General features: G+C 61.4%; 17 protein-coding genes. 7 read left to right on the forward strand and 10 right to left on the reverse strand.

Translation table 11 applies throughout. The annotated features are described in order from the left end of the window. Positions 1-56: 56 nt before the first annotated feature. The 5 genes from FZZ88_RS03330 to FZZ88_RS03350 are packed head-to-tail and all read left to right on the forward strand — an operon-like array spanning position 57 to position 6,024. Positions 57-2,801 carry a valine--tRNA ligase gene (locus FZZ88_RS03330; RefSeq protein WP_230332811.1) on the forward strand — a complete coding sequence of 915 codons (2,745 nt, stop codon included), beginning with the start codon at positions 57-59 and terminating at the stop codon, positions 2,799-2,801. Positions 2,802-2,805: 4 nt separating this feature from the next. Further along, positions 2,806-3,780 (forward strand): ATP-binding cassette domain-containing protein, encoded by a 975-nt coding sequence (locus FZZ88_RS03335; protein WP_166016268.1) that lies wholly within the window; start codon positions 2,806-2,808, stop codon positions 3,778-3,780. Beyond that, positions 3,780-4,577: an ABC-2 family transporter protein gene (locus FZZ88_RS03340; protein ID WP_166016270.1), complete on the forward strand. Its 798-nt coding sequence runs from the start codon at positions 3,780-3,782 to the stop codon at positions 4,575-4,577. The genes FZZ88_RS03335 and FZZ88_RS03340 overlap by 1 nt, the downstream gene beginning before the upstream one ends. Beyond that, positions 4,577-5,365, forward strand: coding sequence for an ABC transporter permease (locus tag FZZ88_RS03345; RefSeq protein WP_166016272.1), 789 nt, complete (start codon positions 4,577-4,579; stop codon positions 5,363-5,365). The genes FZZ88_RS03340 and FZZ88_RS03345 overlap by 1 nt, the downstream gene beginning before the upstream one ends. Positions 5,366-5,400: 35 nt before the next feature. Continuing rightward, on the forward strand, positions 5,401-6,024 hold the full coding sequence (locus tag FZZ88_RS03350) for a TVP38/TMEM64 family protein (RefSeq protein ID WP_115024596.1): 624 nt from the start codon (positions 5,401-5,403) through the stop codon (positions 6,022-6,024). Here the strand turns inward: FZZ88_RS03350 and FZZ88_RS03355 are convergent. Genes FZZ88_RS03355 through FZZ88_RS03365 form a run of 3 tightly spaced genes read right to left on the reverse strand, consistent with a single transcriptional unit; the run spans position 6,000 to position 8,636 of the window. Next, positions 6,000-6,185, reverse strand: a complete 186-nt coding sequence (locus FZZ88_RS03355) for a hypothetical protein (RefSeq protein ID WP_166016274.1) — start codon at positions 6,183-6,185, stop codon at positions 6,000-6,002. The two genes, FZZ88_RS03350 and FZZ88_RS03355, sit on opposite strands and share 25 nt — an antisense overlap. Next, positions 6,182-8,224 carry an NAD-dependent DNA ligase LigA gene (ligA, locus tag FZZ88_RS03360; RefSeq protein ID WP_230332812.1) on the reverse strand — a complete coding sequence of 681 codons (2,043 nt, stop codon included), beginning with the start codon at positions 8,222-8,224 and terminating at the stop codon, positions 6,182-6,184. The genes FZZ88_RS03355 and ligA overlap by 4 nt, the downstream gene beginning before the upstream one ends. After that, positions 8,217-8,636: a hypothetical protein gene (locus FZZ88_RS03365; RefSeq protein ID WP_230332813.1), complete on the reverse strand. Its 420-nt coding sequence runs from the start codon at positions 8,634-8,636 to the stop codon at positions 8,217-8,219. Before FZZ88_RS03365 ends, ligA begins: the two co-directional genes overlap by 8 nt. A gap of 43 nt (positions 8,637-8,679) precedes the next feature. Here FZZ88_RS03365 and FZZ88_RS03370 point away from each other — a divergent pair, with 43 nt between their 5' ends. Then, positions 8,680-9,255: a SprT family zinc-dependent metalloprotease gene (locus FZZ88_RS03370; RefSeq protein WP_166016278.1), complete on the forward strand. Its 576-nt coding sequence runs from the start codon at positions 8,680-8,682 to the stop codon at positions 9,253-9,255. A 105-nt stretch (positions 9,256-9,360) separates the two neighbouring features. After that, the gene (locus tag FZZ88_RS03375; RefSeq protein ID WP_166016280.1) at positions 9,361-9,888 is read left to right on the forward strand and encodes a hypothetical protein; all 528 of its coding nucleotides are present in this window, start codon (positions 9,361-9,363) and stop codon (positions 9,886-9,888) included. Here the strand turns inward: FZZ88_RS03375 and FZZ88_RS03380 are convergent. From FZZ88_RS03380 to dnaB, 7 genes are all read right to left on the reverse strand, one after another. After that, positions 9,885-10,322 (reverse strand): hypothetical protein, encoded by a 438-nt coding sequence (locus FZZ88_RS03380; RefSeq protein WP_166016282.1) that lies wholly within the window; start codon positions 10,320-10,322, stop codon positions 9,885-9,887. The genes FZZ88_RS03375 and FZZ88_RS03380 overlap by 4 nt on opposite strands. Before the next feature lie 90 nt (positions 10,323-10,412). After that, the gene (locus tag FZZ88_RS03385; RefSeq protein WP_206339067.1) at positions 10,413-11,012 is read right to left on the reverse strand and encodes a chorismate lyase; all 600 of its coding nucleotides are present in this window, start codon (positions 11,010-11,012) and stop codon (positions 10,413-10,415) included. Further along, positions 11,009-11,677 carry a pilus assembly protein PilZ gene (locus tag FZZ88_RS03390; RefSeq protein WP_226423602.1) on the reverse strand — a complete coding sequence of 223 codons (669 nt, stop codon included), beginning with the start codon at positions 11,675-11,677 and terminating at the stop codon, positions 11,009-11,011. Before FZZ88_RS03390 ends, FZZ88_RS03385 begins: the two co-directional genes overlap by 4 nt. Before the next feature lie 24 nt (positions 11,678-11,701). Continuing rightward, positions 11,702-13,633, reverse strand: a complete 1,932-nt coding sequence (mnmG, locus tag FZZ88_RS03395) for a tRNA uridine-5-carboxymethylaminomethyl(34) synthesis enzyme MnmG (RefSeq protein WP_166016286.1) — start codon at positions 13,631-13,633, stop codon at positions 11,702-11,704. Positions 13,634-13,672: 39 nt separating this feature from the next. Beyond that, positions 13,673-17,881 carry an Ig-like domain-containing protein gene (locus FZZ88_RS03400; protein ID WP_166016288.1) on the reverse strand — a complete coding sequence of 1,403 codons (4,209 nt, stop codon included), beginning with the start codon at positions 17,879-17,881 and terminating at the stop codon, positions 13,673-13,675. Between the two features lie 93 nt (positions 17,882-17,974). Then, positions 17,975-18,940 carry a helix-turn-helix domain-containing protein gene (locus FZZ88_RS03405; protein WP_230332814.1) on the reverse strand — a complete coding sequence of 322 codons (966 nt, stop codon included), beginning with the start codon at positions 18,938-18,940 and terminating at the stop codon, positions 17,975-17,977. 85 nt (positions 18,941-19,025) lie between these two features. Further along, entirely contained in the window at positions 19,026-20,432 is a 1,407-nt protein-coding gene (dnaB, locus tag FZZ88_RS03410) for a replicative DNA helicase (protein ID WP_166016292.1), read from the reverse strand. Positions 20,433-20,471: the final 39 nt, after the last annotated feature.

Genomic DNA, 20,471 nt, shown 5'->3' on the forward strand with positions numbered 1-20,471 from the left:
TTGGCCGGAGTGGGCAGGGCTTTGCGAGCATGTCCTGCTGAAACGCTGAGCATTCCGTGCCCGAACTGGCCAAGACCTACGACCCGGTTGGCACGGAGGCCCGATGGCAACAGGCCTGGGACGACCAGGGAGCCTTCCATCCCGACCCGAAGGCGCCCGGTGAACCGTTCTCGGTGGTGATCCCGCCACCGAACGTGACTGGCAGCCTGCACATGGGCCATGCCTTCAACACGGCCTTGATCGACACGATCGTTCGCTACCAGCGTTTGGCTGGAAAGAACGTGTTGTGTCTGCCCGGCACCGACCACGCCTCGATCGCGGTGCAGACGATCCTGGAGAAGCAGCTGAAGGAGGAGGGCAAGACCCGCCACGATCTCGGCCGTGACGCCTTCCTGGAGCGGGCCTGGCTGTGGAAGGCCGAAAGCGGTGGACGGATCGTGGGCCAGCTGCGCCGTCTGGGCTATTCCGTTGATTGGAAGCGCCAGCGCTTCACCCTCGATGAGGGCCTTAGTGAGGCGGTGAAGGAGGCCTTCGTGCGGCTGCATGAGCAGGGGCTGATCTACCGCGGTGAATACCTGGTGAACTGGTGTCCCGCCTCCGGCTCGGCGGTGAGCGATCTGGAGGTGGAAATGAAGGAGGTGGACGGTCACCTCTGGCATTTCCGTTATCCCCTCAGCTGCGGTGAAGGTCATCTGGAGGTGGCCACCACCCGGCCTGAAACGATGTTGGGCGACACGGCGGTGGCGGGGAATCCCACCGACGAGCGCTATGCCCATCTGGTGGGCCAGACCCTCACGCTGCCGTTTGTGGGGCGCGAGATTCCAATCGTGGCCGACGACCACGTGGAGAAAGACTTCGGCACCGGCTGCGTGAAGGTGACGCCGGCCCACGACCCCAACGATTTCGCCATCGGCCAGCGCCACGGTCTGCCTCAGATCACGGTGATGCGCAAGAACGGCACGATGAACAAAGAGGCTGGCCAGTTCGAGGGGCTCGATCGCTTCGAGGCCCGCAAGGCCGTGGTGGCTGGCTTGGAGGAGCTGGGGCTGCTGGTGAAGGTGGAGGACTACCGCCACAGCGTTCCCTATTCCGACCGCGGCAAGGTGCCGGTGGAGCCGTTGCTGTCCACCCAGTGGTTTGTGAAAACCGAGCCCCTAGCTGCCCGCTGCCGTGAGGCGCTGGAACAGCAAGATCCCCGCTTCATTCCTGAGCGCTGGGAGAAGGTCTACCGCGACTGGCTCACCGACATCCGCGACTGGTGCATCAGCCGTCAGCTTTGGTGGGGGCATCGCATCCCCGCCTGGTTCGTAATCAGTGAGAGCGGCGGCAAGTACACCGACACCACGCCCTACGTGGTGGCCCTCAACGAAGCCGAAGCCCTGGAGAAAGCCAAGGCGGAGTTCGGTGCGGCGGCGGAGATCGAGCAGGACGAAGACGTGCTCGACACCTGGTTCTCCAGTGGCCTGTGGCCCTTTTCCACCTTGGGCTGGCCCGATGCGAGCAGCGCCGATCTGCAGCGTTGGTATCCCACCAGCACCCTGGTGACGGGCTTCGACATCATCTTTTTCTGGGTGGCCCGGATGACGATGATGGCCGGCGCCTTCACCGGCGAGATGCCCTTCCAGGACGTCTACATCCACGGCCTGGTGCGGGACGAGCAGAACCGCAAGATGAGCAAGAGCGCCGGCAACGGCATCGATCCGCTGCTGCTGATCGACCGCTACGGCACTGATGCCCTGCGCTTCGCCCTGGTGCGGGAAGTGGCTGGCGCTGGTCAGGACATCCGCCTGGACTACGACCGCAAGAAAGACACCTCCGCCACGGTGGAGGCCTCCCGCAATTTCGCCAACAAGCTCTGGAATGCCACCCGCTTCGCCCTGATGAACCTGGGTGGCGAAACGCCGGCCCAATTGGGGGACCCCGACCCCGCGGCTCTGCAGCTGGCGGACCTCTGGATTCTTTCCCGCCTGGCCCGGGTGAATCGGGAGACAGCCGAGCGCTACAGCAACTATGGCCTCGGTGAAGCGGCCAAGGGGCTCTACGAGTTCGCTTGGAACGACGTTTGCGATTGGTATCTGGAGCTAAGCAAGCGCCGGCTCAACCCCGGTGAGAACCCCTCAGCCGAGGCCCTCGCCGATCAGCGGGTGGCCAAGCAGGTGCTGGCCAAGGTGATCAGCCAGATGCACCTGATGCTGCATCCGCTGATGCCCCACCTCACCGAGGAGCTCTGGCACAGCGTCACGGGTGAGCCGGAGACCAGCTTCCTGGCCCTGCAACCCTGGCCGGTGTTGGATCAAAGCGCTCTGGATGATGGGTTAGAAGCCTCCTTCGCCGAGCTGATCGGTGCCATTCGTGTGGTGCGCAACCTTCGCGCTGTGGCGGGTCTCAAGCCCTCCCAGTCGGTGCCGGTACGCTTCGTCACCGGCCGCGGCGAGCTGGCGGCTGTGCTCAGCCAAGGCACGGCCGACATCACGGCGCTGACCCGGGCGGAGTCGGTCGCGGTGATGACACCAACAGAGGCCGATGCCGCTCCGGTGGCCAAGGCCTTGGCTGGGGTGAGCGGTGAGCTGCAGGTGCTGTTGCCGATCGAAGGCCTCGTCGATCTGGATGCGCTCAAGGGCCGCCTGGAGAAAGACATCGCCAAGGCGGAGAAGGAGATCAAGGGCCTGGCCGGCCGTTTGGGGAATCCCAACTTCGCTGATAAGGCACCGCCGGAGGTGGTGGCTGAGTGTCAGGCCAACTTGGATGAGAAGCAGGCCCAGGCGGATTTGGCCCGTAAGCGCTTGGCCGACCTGAGCTGATCCGGTGATTCAGGTTCAGGGGCTGAGCAAGACCTACCGGGTTGCCGAGAAGCAGCCCGGTTTGGCCGGCACCATGCGCCATTTCATCCGGCGCCGCACGCGGGATGTGACGGCGGTGCACGACGTGTCCTTTGCGATTGAGCCCGGCGAGATGGTGGGCTTTCTCGGCGCCAATGGCGCCGGCAAAACCACCACCTTGAAGATGCTCTGCGGGTTGATCCACCCCAGCGCTGGGGAGGTGCAGGTGGCAGGGCACAGGCCGCAGCGACGCCAGGCAGAGTTTTTGCGCCGGATCACCTTGGTGATGGGGCAGAAGCAGCAGCTGCTCTGGGACCTGCCGCCGATGGATTCCTTGCGGGTGAATGCAGCGGTCTACGGCATCCCCGATGCTGTGGCCAAGCGGCGGATCAGCGCGCTGGCCGATCTGCTGGAGCTGGGGGAGGAGCTCACTCGCCCGGTGCGCAAGCTCTCCCTGGGCCAGCGGATGAAGGCTGAACTGCTGGCGGCCTTGCTGCACGAGCCGGAGGTGCTGTTCCTCGATGAACCAACTCTTGGGCTGGATGTGAATGCCCAGGCCCGGGTGCGTCAGTTCCTGGCGGACTACAACCGCCGCACGGGGTCAACCGTGTTGCTCACCAGCCACTACATGGCCGACATCACGGCGCTCTGTCCACGGGTGCTGCTGATCCACCAGGGGCGGTTGTTCCACGACGGCCCCCTTGAGGCTCTTGCCGATCAATTGGCGCCGGAGCGGGAGGTGCGGCTGAAATTGGAGTCGCCGATTGAGCCGGCAGCACTGGCCGGGCTGGGACGGCTCGAGCAGCTGGAGGGCTGTGATGTGCGGCTGCTGGTGCCCCGCGACCAGCTCACTGCTGTGGTGGCGCAGCTGCTGGACCGCTTCCCCGTACGCGATTTGGACGTGACCGATCCGCCCATAGAGGAGTTGATCGGTGGGTTGTTCCGGCAGGGGCGCGTCTGATGCGGATTTTCGGGTTGAACCGTCGGATCATCCGGGTGCTGCTGGGATCCCAGTACGCCCACATGCTCGAGTACCGCGCCGAGATCGCCCTCTGGGCCCTCTCCGGGGTGTTGCCGTTCATCATGCTCAGCGTCTGGAGCGGCAGCGACGCGCGCTCGGGGCTAGGGCTGGATGGTGTGGCCCTGGATCGTTATTTTCTCAGCGCCTATTTGGTGCGCCAGTTCTCGGTGGTTTGGGTCGTCTACGCCTTCGAGGAGGACGCCCTGCTGGGTCGGCTGTCGCCCTATCTGTTGCAGCCGCTGCATCCGCTCTGGCGGTATGTGGCGGCTCACCTCGGTGAGCAGCTCACCCGCCTGCCCTTCGCGGCCTTGATCGCAGCGGTGTTCTTTGTGGCGCAACCCCAGGCCTTCTGGCTGCCCTCCTTGGGCGGCTTTCTGCTGGCCTGGCTGGCCACCTGGATGGCCTTTGCCATCGCCTTCCTGTTCCAGAGCTTGATCGCGGCCCTGTGCTTCTGGAGTGAGAAGGCCAGCGCCCTGGAGCGGCTTCAGTTCATTCCCTTCGTGTTTCTTTCTGGTTTGTTGGCACCCCTCACGGCGTTCCCGCCGGCGGTGCGGGCTGTCGCCCAGTGGACGCCCTTCCCTTACCTGATCGACTTTCCAGCTCGGGTGCTGGCGGGCCAGCCGGTGGATCTGATGGCGGGCTTTGGCGCGCAACTGGTCTGGGTTGCTCTGTTGCTGCCGTTGGTGCTGCTGCTCTGGCGTGCCGGCGTGCGGCGCTACAGCGCCATGGGGGCCTGATGGGGCGGTACTGGCGGACGTTGCGTCGCTTCTGGAGCACCGCCGTGGCGGTGCAGTTGGAGTACCAGGCCAACGTGTTGATCGAGTTGCTGGCGGTGGCGATGAGCCTCAGCGGCAGCTTGTTTTTGCTTTCGCTGTTCTATGGCCCCAATCAGACGTTGGGGGGTTGGAGCTGGGCCCAGGCCCTGATGGTGCAGGGGCTTTACACCGTGTTCGATGGCATGGCTACCACCTGGCTGCGCCCGAATCTTGGGGCGATCGTCACCCATGTGCGCGAGGGCACCCTGGATTTCGTGCTGCTTAAGCCGATCGACAGTCAGTTCTGGTTGTCGCTCCGCACGCTCTCGCCGGCGGGGCTGCCGGAGATCGGCCTGGGGCTTGGGCTCTTGGCCTGGGGCAGCCATCAGGCCGGCGTGGTGCTCAGCCTTTCTTCCCTGTTCACCGTGCTGGTGATGCTGCTGGCGGGTGGCTTGATCCTGTACTCGCTCTGGTTTCTGATCGCCGCCACCAGCATCTGGTTCGTCAAAACCTGGAATGCCACCGAGGTGTTGCGGGCCCTGCTGGCCTCTGGCCGTTATCCCCTCAACGCCTACCCGCCTGCTCTGCGCCTGCTGTTCACCCTGGTGTTGCCCGTGGCGTTTCTCACCACTGTTCCCGCCCAGGTGCTGCTCGGTGAAGCTGCCGCACCGATGCTGCTAGCGGGCTTGGGGCTGGCGGTGCTGTTCTTTGCGGCGGCTCGGGCCTTCTGGTTGTTTGCCCTGCGTTTTTACACCTCAGCCTCCAGTTGAGTGCAATGCTCCACGCCATGCGTGGGTGAGTTCGCTTGATCTCCTTGGTTCAGCACTGGCTGCCGGATGTGTTGGAGCTGCTGCGCTCCCCAGCTGGGGCGCTGCTTTTCATTCCGCTTTATGCCCTCTGGGTGACGCTCCTGCTGCCTGGGGTTTGGGCTTCGATGCTGGCCGGGGTGCTCTATGGCACCTGGCTTGGCAGTGGCCTGGTGTTCGTTGGGGCCTGCCTGGGGGCGGTGGTGGTGTTTTTGCTGGGGCGTTCGGTGCTGCGCGACTGGGCCCAGCGCCGCTTGGAGCAGCTCCCCAAGCTGCAGGCGGTGGAGCGGGCCGTCAGCAAGGAGGGGCTGAAGCTCGTTTTACTGACGCGCCTCTCGCCCGCTTTTCCCTTTTCCCTGCTCAACCTCGCCTACGGCCTTAGTGAGGTGAGCCTGCGGGACTACAGCATCGGCTTGATTGGGATTCTTCCCGGCACCGTGTTGTTTTGCGGTTTGGGGGCGCTGGCTGGAGATGTGGCCCGTTTCGGTGAAGTGCTGGGGGGTGAGGCCGATGCCGGTACCTGGGCGCTGCGGGTGGTGGGGGTGCTCGCCACGCTGGCGGTGGTCTGGTTGGTGAGCCGGGCAGCCCGGCGGGCCCTTCAGGATGTGGAGACGTCGCTCTGATCGGGATCGGGAAGACGCCAGTCCCGCAGAACAGCGATCAGGATGAACCAGGCCAGGCGCGCGCGGGCGATCGGGCCGCGGCGCTGCTGCAGCTCAGCCAACTTGGCCCGTCCGCAGTCGGTCTTGATCCAGCGGTGCAGAGCAGGGGGGGATTGGCTCATGGCTGCAGCATGGCGGTGAGGTCGTCTTCGCTGAGCACCGCCACCCCGAGGCTCTCGGCTTTGGTCAGTTTGCTGCCGGCGGCCTCGCCCGCTACCAGGTAGTCGGTCTTCTTGCTGACGCTGCCGTTCACCTTGCCGCCGGCCGCTTCGATCAGCGTTTTGGCTTCACTGCGGCTCAGGCTGGGGAGTGTTCCTGTGAGCACCAGGGTCTTGCCCTGCAGCACGCCGTCGGCATCAGCTCCAGCTTGGCTCGCGGCCTCCTGCTCGGAGGCACTTGCTTCCAGGGAGAGGCCGACGCTGCGCAAGTCCTGCAGCAGCTGTTGGTTGGCGGGTGTGCGCAGCCATTGGCCAAGGCTGGCGCTGATTTCCGGGCCGATGCCGTGCAACGCGGCGACCCGCTCTGGTGCCTCAAGAGCCGCTGCTGCGAGGTTGTCGATGCTGAAGAAGTCAGCGGCGAGAGCTTTGGCGTTGACTTCGCCGATGTTGCGGATTCCAAGGCCATAGAGCTGCCGGTGCCAGGGCTGCTGTTTGGAGGCCACCAGGGCGGCCACCAGGTTGGTGGCCGACTTGTCTCCCATTCGATCCAGGCTGGCGAGAAGAGCCGCATCCAGCCGGTAGAGATCGGCGAGCGAGCGCACCAGGCCGCGGTCTACCAGTTGTTCGATCAACTTGCTGCCAAGGCCATCCACATCCAGGGCGCCTTTGCTCACCCAGTGCCGCAGGCCACCCCGCAAGATCGCCGGGCAGCTGCTGTTCACGCAGCGGGTGGCGGCTTCATCGCCCTCCCGCACCAGGTTGGAGCCACATTCGGGGCACTTGTCCGGCAGTTGCACCGGTGTGGCGTCGCTGGGCCTGAGCTCCGGCAGCACCCGCACCACTTCGGGAATGATCTCCCCGGCTTTGCGCACCACGATGGTGTCGCCCAGATGCAGATCCAGTTCAGCGATCCGATCGGCGTTGTGGAGGGTGGCGCGGCTGACGCTGGTGCCGGCCAAGGCCACCGCTTCGAATTCCGCGACGGGGGTGATGGCACCGGTGCGGCCCACTTGCGCGCCAACGCGCAGCAGACGGGTGGGGGCTTCTTCGGCGGGGTATTTGAGGGCAATGGCCCAGCGCGGTGCCTTCTGGGTGAAGCCAGCTTCGTCCTGCAGCTGTAGGTCGTTCAGCTTCACCACCACGCCGTCGGTGGCATAGGGGAGGTCATGGCGACCCTGCTCCCAGTGGTCGCAGAAGCGTTGGATGGCGGCCAGATCGGCACAGAGCTCCCGGTTCGGGTTCACGCGGAAACCAGCCGTGTTGAGCCACTCCAGAGCCGCCCATTGGCTGGGGGGTTGGTCGTCACCCGGCAGGTGCAGGGTGTAGGCGAAGAAGTCGAGCCGGCGTGCGGCCACCACCTTTGGGTCCAGTTGGCGCAGGGTTCCGGCGCAGGCGTTGCGGGGATTGGCGAACAGGGCTTCGCCCCGTTGTTCGCGTTCGGCATTGATCGCCGCGAAGGTGGCATCGGGGATGAAGGCCTCCCCTCTCACCTCCACCCATTCCGGTGGATTGTCGATCTGAAGGCGAAGGGGAATCGAGCTGATCGTGCGCACGTTGGCGGTGATCTCTTCACCGCGACTGCCATCGCCACGGGTGGCGGCCCGCTCCAGCACCCCATGGCGGTAGCTCAGGGCGAGGGCATTACCATCAATTTTCAGTTCCCCCACGAGGGGCAGCTGGGTGTCGTTGGGGCGGTCCAGCACCTTGAGCAGCCGCTCATGCCAGGCCTGCAGGTCGTCGCGGTTGAAGGCGTTATCGAGGCTGAGCAGCCCCACACGGTGCTCAACGCTGCTGAACCCTTCCGCTGGTGCCCCACCCACCCGCTGGGTCGGGCTGTCGGGACGTTGCAGATCAGGATGGCTTTTTTCCAGCTCGAGCAGCTCGCGATAGAGGCGGTCGTAGACCGCGTCCTCCATCACCGGAGCATCGAGAACGTAGTAGGCGTGGCCGGCACGGTTGAGCAGTTGCCGCAGTTCCGCGGCCCGCTCGTGCGGATCAGGCATTGACCCGGTTGATGCGGGCAATGCGCCAGTTGTCCTCCACCTTGGTGAAGGTGAAGTCGAGGGGCAGCTCCTCGTCACCCTCGGACTTCAATTTCACGGTGAGGAGCAAGTTGCCTTCCTGCACGCGGGGCCTTCCGGACTTCAGATTGCGGAACTTGTTCAGCTTGAGGTCGGCCAAGAAGCGGATGAATTGCTGGCGGCTCACGTGTTGCCGATAGGCCTTGGTGGTGAGCAGGTAGGCACCATCAATGCGGCCGGCAGCCACCTGGGTGAAGAACTGCTTGATCAGGGGGTTGATGCCGCGGGCGTCGAGCACCAGCTTCACGGCGTTGTAGATCCAGTACCCCAGCAGGGTGACTCCTCCCGCCAGCAAAGCTTTGCTGCCGATGTCACGCACCAGTCCTAGTTCCATCACCTGCTGTCAAAGCAGGCCGAGTCTGACTGACCACGGCAAGATGGCGCTGATTCGGATCTCCTCCCCTCGCTCTGTGCCTTTGCAGCCCCTGCTGCCGTTGTTTCACCGCCTCAACCGGGAGCATTTCGGAGGTGTTCTGGTGGATGGTGGGCAGCCGCTGACGGCTGTGCGTTGGAGTGATGGGCGGATGAGCCGCACCGCGGGGTTTTATCGGCGTGGTCCAGGGGTGGGCGCGGGGCGCGGCAGCGAGATCGTTTTATCGCGACCCGTCTTAGAACCGCTGCCGCAGACCGCCACGGAAAGCACGCTTTGTCACGAGATGATCCACGCCTGGGTCGATCTGGTGCAGCGCCGCCGGGAAAGTCATGGACCGCTGTTCCGGTCTCGGATGGCAGCGATCAATGCGGCCCAGAGTCGCTTTCAGGTGAGCATCCGCCACAGCTATCCGGTACCGCCCCGGCTGCCCCGCTGGCTAGCGGTCTGTCCCCGCTGCGGGCGTCGCACTCCTTGCCGGAGACGCACGCGCAATGCCGCTTGCCGTGCCTGTTGCATCGAGCACTTTCACGGCCGCTGGGATGCCAGCTGTGTGCTCAGTTATGTGGAGGCGGAGGGCTAGATGGAGGTGTTTTGGCTGTCCCTGGAGTGCGGTGGTGTGGTGATTGTGTTGTTGGGATTGCGGCGGGAACACTGGTTGCGCCGCCGTCGTCGGTAACGTCAGGGGATGGAGGAGCGATTCGATCGGTTGGACCGGTTCCGTGATCAGCGGGATCGCCGTCTCGACCAATTTTTGGAAACCGGACGTCAGCTCGTCGATGGTGTGTCTGGTCGGCGGCCTGGACAACGACCTGGCCAGCGGCGTTCCGGTTTGGATCTCGATTCAGTGGGCCGCTGGGTCGGTGAAAAAGTCGAGTGGCTGCTGGAAGAGGACGACGACTGGCAGGAGCCCTGGCAAGAGTCCGGGCGGGGCCGCCCGGAGGCCGCGCGTTCCATGCGTTCAGCCCGTCGCCCCCTCGATGCGATTTCACGCCGGGGCCGCCGTTCTGTGCCGGCACCAGTGCCAACGTCAACGCCGCCTGTGGCTCAGGAGTTCAAATCAGATCAGCAGGATTGGCCGGAGGATGACAGCTTTCGAGTTCAGCGTTGGTCACGGTCGGCGCAAACGCCCCCGCTTCCGGAGCCAGAAGCGGCTCCGAATCCGACTTCCGCAAGAAGGCCACTGCCGCGTTCCAGCCGCCGCCGTGCCGATTAACGGCTGGCGTGAAGCGAACGTGGGTTGACCCGATAGCGGCAGCCTCGTTCGGCGAGCTGGTGGTTTACGTCGTCGAGCAGTTCCCCGGGCATTTCTTCCGCCATTTGGTCGGCTGTGGCGGTGATCGACGGCGATCCGACCTGAAGGGCCTCCAGCAGTTGGGTCCACTGTTCGATTTGGAGGCTGCGGCTCATGGGCTCGTACCCCTTTTGTTCCAGCAGATGGCTGCAGACTTCGCGGTTCCAGAGCACGCTTCGCCCTTGGCCATGGGGGCCTGTCTGCATGGCGGCATTGGCGTCGAGTGCGCTCTGGGTGGGCCGACCTCGACGGTCACGCCAGCCTTGATGCTCGAGTGTCTTGCCGCAGTGAATGGCTGAAATGCCGTAGATCCGACCGAGGTCGGTGAGGCTGAGCCAAGAGGTGGTGGCAGCCATGACACGGTGAACCGAAGTGCCTACATCTTCCTGAGCACACAACTGTTGGCAAGTTGTCAAGAGCAAATCCCAACAAACCCGAAGGTTTGTTCATGAATTTTGTTGATACTCCTGGCGCAGCGTGGGCCCGAGCCAGGTTTCGAGCTGCGGGCTGAACACTTCGCGAATCACGGTGAGGGCCTTGCCTTGGCGGAAGAAGCGGTAGTGGCGGCTCCAGTACGGGCCGCGATAGCCAAAGGTCTGGTCGAGCCAATCTCCCTCCACTAGGGCCAAGCCGTCCACCTCGCGGAACAGTTCAGAGCGTCCTTCGGTCAGGCTTTTCCAGATCGGTTGGTTGCGGTCCCGTAGGTGCCAATCCGCTTCAGCTTGGTTCCACCAGCTTTCCGCCCAGGCCAGGGGTGTGCCGCCGCAGGTCAGCCAGACCTGGCGGCGCAGCAAGGGTGCCATCAGTTCCTTCACTTCCTCCGGTGCCCCGGGGTGGTCGCTCTGGTCGGCCTCCATGGCGATCAGATCCACGGCGACCGGTGAACCGGTCAGGAGTCGCAGGTGGCGGGTTGGGCTGCCATCACCCAGCAGCATCAGCCGCCAGGGTCCTGGTAGTTGTCGCGGTCCCTCCGCCGAGAGCACGGCGTCGGTGGGGGCTTGCCAGAGCTGGTGCGGTGATGGGTGAAGACGCTGGGTGGGGTTCAGAAGAGTCCTCCCACCGAAAGGGTTTGGCTCTGGCCGTTGCGGCTGATCACAGCACCGCTCTCAGTAACGTTGTCGAGAACCCAGCCGCTGCTGCCGATGGCATCACCGATGCCGGCGGACACCGATCCCTGTCCCAGCTTGAAAATGGCGGAACTGGTTCCACCGGGGCCCTGCACCACGCCAGTGAGTTGAGGGGTGGGCTCGATTGGAGCCGGGGCTTGATCGCTGCTGTGGGGAACGGCCTTCAACGGCTGTTTGATCGGCAGGGTCAGCGGTTCCAGGCTCAAGACCGCTTCTGAAGCCTTCTCGGGCGTGACCGTTATTTCTGGACGGGTCTCCTGCGCAGCGAGTTGATCGCGCAGCCGCTCGATCAGGGCGATGCTTTGTTGCCGTTCTAGGTCCAGGCGGGAGCGCTGCAGGCTGTTCACCAGCCAGGCGCTGCAGATCACCCCGGCAACGGCGACGCCACTCACCAGAGGCAGAAGCCAGGGGGTAGGGGAGCGGCGGTCGGGTGCTGCTGCCGTTGGTTCGTGCACATCCACATCCACCGGCACCAGGTACGGCTGGGTTGGGGCCGCGACCGTCTCACGGTCAAATACCTGGTCCATCACCTGCTCGGCTCGCAGGTTCCAGTAGGCGCGTGAGGTGGGAACCCGTGCTGACACCGCAGACGTTTCAGGACGCCAACGCTATCGAGCTTCTGCGGTGGGGGCGAGGGGTTGGTGTTCCCTTTTCTGCAGTTCCAGCCACATCAGCAGGGCTGTGATGTCGGCCTTGCTGACGCCGGGGATTCGGCTGGCCTGACCAAGGGTGCTCGGTTGAATCGCAGCGAGCTTTTCGCGGGCTTCGTTGGAGAGGGTGCCAATGCCGGCGTAGTTCAGATCGGCAGGCAGCTTGCGCTGGCTCTGGCGTTTCACCTGATCGATCTGTTGTTGTTGCCGTTGCAGGTAGCCGCTGTATTTGATGTCGATCTCAGCCCCCTCCCGCACTGGCAGGGGCAGGTCGGCGTCGGCCAGACCATGGCGCACCAGATCAGCGGCGTGCATGCCGGGACGGCGCAGCAGGTCGGCCAGGGTGATCGAGCCTTTGATCGCTGCGCCTGTTTCTTGCTCCACCGCCGGGGCCACAGGATCGCTCACCTTGAGGCGTACGGTTTCCAGTCGCTGTTTTTCGGCCTCCATCGCTTCGAGTTTGTTCTTGAACAGTTGCCAGCGGCGGTCGTCGATCAGGCCGAGCTCACGGCCCAGTGACGTCAGCCGGCGGTCGGCGTTGTCACCCCGCAGGATCAGGCGGTATTCGCTGCGGCTGGTGAGCACCCGGTAGGGCTCGCGCAGGTCTTTGCTCACCAGATCATCGATCATTGTGCCGATGTAGCTGCCTTCACGGGGGAAGTGCACCGGCTCCTGGCCGCCGATCAGCCGGGCCGCGTTGACGCCGGCCACCAGACCCTGGGCCGCGGCTTCCTCATAGCCCGTGGTGCCGTTGAGCTGGCCGGCGCTGAACAGGCCATGCACCCGCTTGGTTTCCAGGGATGGCTTGAGCTGGGTGGCGGGCAGGTAGTCGTAATCGACCGAATAGGCCGGCCGCAGCATCACGGCTTGTTCCAAGCCCGGCAGGCTGCGCAGCAGTTGCAGCTGGATCGGCTCCGGCAGGCCGGTTGAGAAGCCCTGCACATAGATCTCCGGGGTGTCGCGACCCTCTGGCTCGAGGAAGATCTGGTGGCTGTCCTTGTCCGCGAAGCGAACGATCTTGTCTTCGATTGAGGGGCAGTAGCGCGGGCCTTTGCTGTCGATCACGCCGCCGTAGATGGCGGTGAGGTGCAGGTTGTCGCGAATCAGCTGATGGGTTTGAGCTGTGGTGCGCGTGATGTGGCAGCTCATCTGCTCACCGCTCACCCAGGCGGCTGGGTCAAAGGAGAAGAAGCGATCGGCTGCATCGCTGGGCTGTTCTTCCAGCTGATCGAGGGCGATGCTGCGCCGGTCGACACGGGCGGGGGTGCCGGTTTTGAGCCGGTCGGTGTGGAAGCCGAGTTGCTGCAGCGCTTCGGTGAGGCCTTCGGCGGCCTGTTCGCCGGCGCGGCCGGCGGCCATCGATTGATGCCCCACCCAGATGCGGCCCCCCAGAAAGGTGCCGGCGGTGAGGATCACTGCTTCAGCGCCATACACGCTGCCGAAATAGGTGCGGATGCCGCTGATGCGTTGCTGATCGCCTTCCCCGCTGGTTTCCAGGCCGGTCACCATCGCTTCGCGCAGGGCGAGGTTGGGGGTGTGCTGCAGCAGTTGCAGCATCTGGCGGGAATAGAGGCGCTTGTCGGTCTGGGCGCGCAGGGCCCACACCGCCGGGCCCCGGCTGGCGTTGAGAATGCGCTTTTGGATGGCGGTGGCATCGGCCAGGCGGCCGATCACCCCACCGAGGGCATCCACTTCATGGACGAGCTGGCTTTTGGCGGGGCCGCCGACGGCCGGGTTGCAGGGCTGCCAGGCGATCCGGTCGAGATTGAGGCTGAAGAGAGCGGTGTTTAGGCCCAGCCGGGCGGCTGTGATCGCCGCTTCACAACCGGCATGGCCGCCACCAACCACGATCACGTCGAAGGATTCCGTGGGGGCGGCGGTGAAGCTCATGGCTTCATTATCCGGTTCTGCAGAAGTGCCTGTCTTGGCTCAGAGGTTGAGGTCTTGGAGGGATTGGATGATTTGGTGGGAATAGGTCCAGCTGCCAGAGGTGTTATCGAAGCTTTGGTTGAAGAAGATGTCTTGATAGGTGGCGTTGAGGGAGGTGCTGCCGGTGCTGTTCAGGCCGTAGGTGTTGACCTGAATCTTGTTCGGATCTGTGGAGAGATCAGCGAGCTGATCGAGGGCTGCATTGAGGTCGTTTTGCATTTGTTTCCACTGCCATTGGCCTTGGTTGTTTTGGAAGAAATATGGATTGCCCTTGGTGTCGTAGAGGAGGCCAGAGGTGGTGATGTCTTCTTTGCCGAGGGTTTCGGGAAGCGGAATGGCCTGGCCGGTGATGGAGTCAGAAGCGGCGTTGGTTCTGGTGTCCCACCAGCTGCGGCGTTCTGGCCTGCCATCGAGAACGAGGGAGATGGATGTGGATTGATCGCGCCGGTTGGGGTCGTTGGCTTTGTTGGTGAGGAGATAGTCGAGCCCTTCCAAGGCACCGAGCAATTCGGTGCCGGCATAGAGGTTGGAAGGTCTGCCTGAACGGCCCTGGTGGAGGTCGTAACGATTGGGCTTGGGGAGGCCAAGTTCTTTCCATTTTGAGTTGTTTTTTATTGAATTTCCGAAATCTTCTCCTGCCATTTTGAGCGACAGGATGGCTTGCATGGTGTCAATGCCGCTGCTTGGATTTGAGCGAGAGAGGGTGAAGGTGCTGTGATCGACGTGGTAGTTGTAAGTGATCAAATGAATGTCGAGATCATCGGCATGTTTTGCATCATTTAGGTTGTCAATGATGGTGTAGTTTTCGAGCTCTTTTATGGCTTGCGTGCTGGTTTGATTGGCGAGTGTTTGGAGTAACTGTGTTGATGTAACTGTGCTGTTGGTGCTGCGGTGTTGTAACTGATAGCCAGCGCGTTCAGCGTCTTGTGCGAAGGCTTCTAGTGCTATCAGGCATTGGAATTTGCTGTGGTCTTTCCCCTCGCTGTGGAGCATGGATGTGGAGGTATCGAGGAGGAGATAGATATCGCCTTTGTCTGAAGTGGTCTCTGGAGTTGGGGTCGGAACGGGTGTAGTTGTATTGACCGAGAAGGTGACGGTGTTATTGGCGTCTGATGCGTCTTGGTTGTTGTTGCCAGCACTATCAGAGAATTTGTCATTGGCGACGTGGATGACGCCGTTGCTGGTGCTGTTGGTGGTGGGAGTGAAAGTGGCGGTGTAAACGGTGCTGGAGACAGCGGTCCAGTTGGAGAGGGATCCACCGGAAATGCTGACATCGGACACGATGAAGTTGGAGGAGGCTTCTGAGAGGGTGAAGGTGAGTGTGGATGACTCACCAGCACTCAGAGTGTTATCGGCATCGTCATCCGTGATCGCGATCTTGGGCCGAATGGTGTCTGGAGTTGGAGAAGGAGAGGGAGAAGGAGTGGTGGTGGTATCGACCGTGAACGTGACCGAGTTATTGGCATCGGAACCATCGGTGTTGGCGTTATTGGCCGCATCGGTGAAGGTGCCACTGGCAACGGAGATCACTCCGGCTGTAGTGCTGTCAGTTGTTGGTGTGAAGGTGGCTGAATAGGAGGTTGCAGAAGCAGCGTTCCAGTTGGAGAGGCTGCCGCCAGAGATAGTGACGTCGGATTGAACGAAGTTGGTGGATGCTTCTGAAAGCGTGAAGGTGATGGTGGATGTCTCACCAACACCTAGGGAGTCATCGGCATCGTCTTCAGTGACGGCGATTGTTGGTCGGACGGTATCGACGGTAAAGGTGATGGAATTGTTGGCATCAGAACCGTCGTTGTTGGTGTTGCCCGAGGAGCCGGAAAATTTGGATGAGGCAACCGAGATCACACCGTCGGTGGTGCTGTCGGCTGTTGGAGTGAAGGTGGCCGTATAAACGGTGCTGGAGACAGCAGTCCAGTTGGAAAGGGACCCACCGGAAACACTGACATCGGACTCAACGAAATCGGTGGCAGCCTCGGAGAGGGTGAAGGTGAGTGTTGAAGTATCACCAGCACTTAAGGAATCATCGGCATCATCTTCAGTGATGGCGATTGTTGGTCTGATGGTATCGACCGTAAAGGTGATGGAATTATTGGTATCGGAGCCGTCGGCGTTGAGGTTGCCTGCGGCATCGGAAAATTTGGAAGAGGCAACGGAGATCACTCCGTTTGTGGTGCTGTTGGTGGTGGGAGTGAAGGTGGCGGTGTAGGAGGTCGAGGAGCCTGCGGTCCAGTTGGAGAGAGATCCACCGGATACGGAGACGTCTGATTCGATGAAATCGGTGGAGGCTTCTGAGAGGGTGAAGGTGAGGGTCGATGTGTCTCCAGCACCTAAAGTGTCATCGGCATCGTCTTCTGTGATAGCGATGGTAGGAGCCGTAGCATCCGTAATCGTGATGGAAACGGACTGCCAGGTATTGAGGCTGCCCCAATCAATCGAACGTTCACTTGCCGTAGAACCGGTGTTTCCGAGGGTTGCCATAACGTCAACCTCGTAAGTCCCGTCAGAGTTGTCATCGGTGTTGTTCCCATATGACGGGGCGGTATTAAATAAAAGCGCGCCAGTGGATTCATTGATTGAAAAGAGTGATCTATCGGAACCTCCTGATAGTGACCAAAAAATTGATTTTGAGCCGCTAAAACTACCGGTACTCGAGAATGTATGGACGGCCGAAGTGTTTTCAGCCAAGGAGAAGGAAGCGCTGCCATCTCCTGCATTCCCGCTGGGTCCATTGATCAGTATTTTTTGCCCTCGCAGTGGATTCAGGTCCGTAGCATTCCCAGTGCCATTAATGCCTGCAACCATGTCTGCTGGCTGCTTGCTTGGGCGTGTATTTGATGCGTTGTAATCAAATTCAAGGACGAGAAAGTTGGTATTACTTGTGCTGAAAAAGTCCGTTGCTTGAGCATTGTAGAGTACAAGAAAGCTGTAATCCTCGTTCCAGTTTGTGCTTTCTCCTGTTGTAAATGTGCCAGAGTAATTATTAGAGTCATAGTTTGAGCTGTGGTTCTGAAATGTAGTGTGAGACCAGCTTCCCTGAATAAAATAGTTTTGACCAACGGTGAGGCCTGTTAAGGCATCTCCGCTGCTTAAGAGGTTGAATGAATTGTTGGGTAAGTAGAGATGGTATTGAGCATGATTGAAGTCGTATATTACGTCTGTGCCGTTTCCAAATGTGATTGTCTCGTTATTGATTAGAGTTGCATTGCTTGCAAGATTTCCTGCATCTGTCCAGATTACTGAGTCGCCATCATGTTGATAAACAGTCTCCTGTTGTCCAGAGCTAATTCCTCCTCCCCAGATAATGTCTGCGCCTGGTCCTCCATCGAATCTGTCTTTGCCGGCTCCGCCGTTAAGGCGATCTTCACCCTTGCCGCCTGTTAGTAAATCATTCCCTCCGTGCCCCTTTAGTAAGTCATTCCCTTCGTTATTAGAGTATTCGTTCCCGCTTTGATTGCCATCGCCGCGCAGGATGTCTTTTTTGTTGCCGCCGATGATTGTGTCGTTTCCTTCGCCCCCAAACAAGTAATTTGAGACGGTGTCTCTATCTCCTGTCCATTTGTCGTAGATGGTGTCTGCGCCACCGCCGCCGTAGATGTAATCGGACCCCCCTCCGCCCTTTAGAAAATCGTTGCCCCCATAGCCATACATGGTGTCAGTGGAGCCAGTGCCGTTAAAATTGTCATCCCCTGATGTCCCTTCAAACAGCTGAAACTCTGCTTCTATAAGCTGTCCGTTGATACTAATCCAGCCATGGTCATTTTCATTAATTAAGTCTATTTGGGCGCTCGATATTGCACCTCTAGAATAAGAGTTGAGTAAGCGTTTGGCGAAGATAGCGCCTTCATCGCCAGGGCTATCTTCCCCCTTAAGTTGGTTGTCTAAGTGATGCCCAAATTCTTCAGTAAGGAGTCTGATTGCATCAGTTTTACTTGCTGTTTTGATCCATTCCTGGTTGACATAGATCGTTTTTGTCGCTTTCGCATACGCTCCAGCGGCGCCTGGCATGGCGCTGCCCGGCAACAGCTCAATGGGTGGAAGATCCCGCGTGTCGCCCTTCGCCAGTCGTTCAACGACGCGTTTCAGCTGGTCCGTCGCTTGGGCAGGCTTCAGCTGCAGTGCATCAAGGCCTGCAGCGAGGAGACGACCATCTGCTGCCCAGGTCTGCAGCTGGAGCAGCCAATTCTGATAAAGCTGCTCGTTCAGCGTCACCCTCTCAGCGAACTCTCATCCCTTTCGCTGAATTATGGGATTCCTCGCAGCACCTGAGGGGCCGAAAAGTACGTGGTTGCGGCTTTTAGAGCTTCAGGGTGCTTTGGTGTGGCTTCGGTTGAGTGTCTCGTGTGGCAGTTCATGAAAGTGTTGCTCGTAGCGATGGGCGAAATGGCTGCGGCTGCTGAAGCCCATCGCCTCCAAAATGTCGCTCACGCCCATGAGGCCTTGGTTGTGGCGCTGTTTGCGGTTAAGCAGCAACTGCCGCACACGATCCAATCGGACGGAGCGTTGAAGTTCGAGCGGTGTGCGCTTGAAGTGTTCTTTGGATCCTTGGAACAGCGATGTTCGTGATTGAAAAATCTCGCGGCTGATTTCCTCAATCTTCAGTGGTGTTTTGGGATGCTGGGCACACCAGTGCAGCAGGTCGATTGCCGCCTGGTGCCGCGCTTCCCTTTTGGCAATGGGCAGCGTCTGTGCCGCTGGATCTTCAAAGCACTGGATCAGGGCATGAATCAGCTGATCAGAATCCTCTGTCTGTTCTGGATCTTCTTGGCTATGGATCAGTGCCATCAGTTGGCGTTGAAGCTCATCACGCAGGGGTGTTCGAACTTCCAGCTGATTGCTCTCGTCCCAGCGTTTCAACATCAGTGGCCCAGCCTGCTGAGCATGGCGATCGAGCCAGGCCGCCTTGCTGATCACCACCGTTGCCAACTGGGCCCCGGCGGGAAGTTTGAGATCGAAATCGATCAAGCCGCGGTTGTATCCCATCAGGCCCGGCCACGGCACGGTGATGCCCTGGGCCTTGTAGTCAACCTCGCCCTCTGATGGATTCAAAGGAAGGGCCAGGGTGCAGGGTTCATGGCGCCGCGAGCCGCTGAGGAACAGGGTTTGATTGGTGTTCAGCAGATTCAATCGAAATCCGTCAAACCCCCAGGCCTGCAGCCGTCCCTTGAGCCGGCCGCAGCTCAGTTGCAGGGCGACAAGATCTGGAGAGAGCGGCTGAAACAGCTCCTGCAGGTCTCCGCAACTCTCGAATATTGCATCGAGGAGCTTCACCGGGGCTGTTGGGCTGATGTCTGTCGCGCGTTTTCGGCTCTGATGTTGTGTTCCATGGCCGGCTGTTTCAAGTGTCCCTGAAGGATCAGGCCGCCAAGTTGCGGAAGCGGGTGAACTGGGGCTCGAACAGCAGCTTCACTGTGCCCACCGGTCCGTTGCGGTGCTTGGTCACGATCACTTCGGTGATGCCCCGGTCTGGGGTTTCCGGGTTGTAATACTCGTCGCGATAGATCATCAGCACCAAGTCGGCGTCCTGCTCGATCGAGCCCGATTCCCGCAGGTCGCTGAGCATCGGTCGTTTGTTGGTGCGCGATTCCACGCCACGGCTGAGCTGGGACAGGGCAATCACGGGAACGTTCAGTTCCCGGGCCATCTGCTTCAGGCCCCGGGTGATGCGCGACAGCTCCTGCACCCGGTTGTCGGAGCCCGAGCCTTCCATGAGTTGCAGGTAGTCGATCATCACCAGCCCCAGCTCCTTGCCCTGTTCGGCCATCAGTCGACGGCAGAGCGAGCGCATCTCCAGCACCCCGGAGTTGGGCTTGTCGTCGATGAAGATCGGCAGTTGTCCCAGGCTGTTGATGCCCTGGCCCAGCAGCGGCCACTCCTCCTGCTGCAGTCGGCCGGTGCGCAGCCGGCCCGCTTCAATTCCCACCTCCATCGAGAGCAGGCGATAGGTGAGCTGCTCCTTGCTCATCTCCAGGGAGAACAGGCACACCGGCAGGTCGTGCAGCTGGGCCACGTTCTTGGCCAGGTTCAGAACGATCGAGGTTTTTCCCATGGCTGGCCGGCCGGCAACGATGATCAGGTCGCTGCGTTGCAGTCCCTGGGTCATCGCATCCAGGTCGTAGAAGTTCACCGGGATGCCGGCCACTGAGGTTCCCAGCGAGCGGCTCTCGATCTCCTCAAAGGTCTGGGTGAGGATTTCGGCTGTGGGGGTCAGACCCTTGGAGGGTTTCTCTTGGCTGATGGCGAAGATTTTCTGCTCCGCTTGGTCCAGCACCTGCTCCATCGGCAGGCTCTGATCAAATCCCAGCTGAATCACTTCGTTGCCGGAGCGGATCAGCTGGCGGCGTAGGAACTTGTCCATCACCAGCCGGGCCACCTGCTCGATCGAGGCGGTGGAGGGAACCCGCTCCACCAGCTCCACCAGTCGGTTGTTGCCGCCTACCTTCTCGAGGGCGCCGGTGTCGGCCAGCCAGGCGCTCATGGCGGTGAGATCGGTCGGCTTGCCCTGGCCGTGCAGCATCAGGGCGGTGCGGAAGATCTCCCGGTGGGCGTTCAGATAGAAGGCTTCCGGCTGCAGCACGTCAGCCACACGGCCGATTGCATCAGGATCCAGCAGGATGCCGCCCAACACTGCCTCTTCCGCCTCCAGGTTCTGGGGCGGGACGGAATCGGGCAGGGCCTCGAAGTTCGGCTCGTCGTCGCGACGGCCCTGGCCATAACCACGGCGTCCCCCATCATTCTTCTCTGGCAGGGGGACGCTCACCATGGCGGCAGGGCGTTACGAAAGGAATCACACTCTGGCTCG

It is taken from the genome of Synechococcus sp. PH41509 (genome assembly GCF_020514285.1).
Taxonomy (GTDB): Bacteria; Cyanobacteriota; Cyanobacteriia; order PCC-6307; family Cyanobiaceae; genus Parasynechococcus.

Bases quoted from the DNA above. Each gene is read 5' to 3' on its own strand.
- FZZ88_RS03340 (WP_166016270.1), top strand. From the start codon at position 3,780: ATGCGGATTTTCGGGTTGAACCGTCGGATCATCCGGGTGCTGCTGGGA.
- FZZ88_RS03345 (WP_166016272.1), top strand. From the start codon at position 4,577: ATGGGGCGGTACTGGCGGACGTTGCGTCGCTTCTGGAGCACCGCCGTG.
- FZZ88_RS03355 (WP_166016274.1), bottom strand. From the start codon at position 6,185: ATGAGCCAATCCCCCCCTGCTCTGCACCGCTGGATCAAGACCGACTGC.
- ligA (WP_230332812.1), bottom strand. From the start codon at position 8,224: ATGCCTGATCCGCACGAGCGGGCCGCGGAACTGCGGCAACTGCTCAAC.
- FZZ88_RS03365 (WP_230332813.1), bottom strand. From the start codon at position 8,636: ATGGAACTAGGACTGGTGCGTGACATCGGCAGCAAAGCTTTGCTGGCG.
- FZZ88_RS03370 (WP_166016278.1), top strand. From the start codon at position 8,680: ATGGCGCTGATTCGGATCTCCTCCCCTCGCTCTGTGCCTTTGCAGCCC.
- FZZ88_RS03375 (WP_166016280.1), top strand. From the start codon at position 9,361: ATGGAGGAGCGATTCGATCGGTTGGACCGGTTCCGTGATCAGCGGGAT.
- FZZ88_RS03380 (WP_166016282.1), bottom strand. From the start codon at position 10,322: ATGGCTGCCACCACCTCTTGGCTCAGCCTCACCGACCTCGGTCGGATC.
- mnmG (WP_166016286.1), bottom strand. From the start codon at position 13,633: ATGAGCTTCACCGCCGCCCCCACGGAATCCTTCGACGTGATCGTGGTT.
- dnaB (WP_166016292.1), bottom strand. From the start codon at position 20,432: ATGGTGAGCGTCCCCCTGCCAGAGAAGAATGATGGGGGACGCCGTGGT.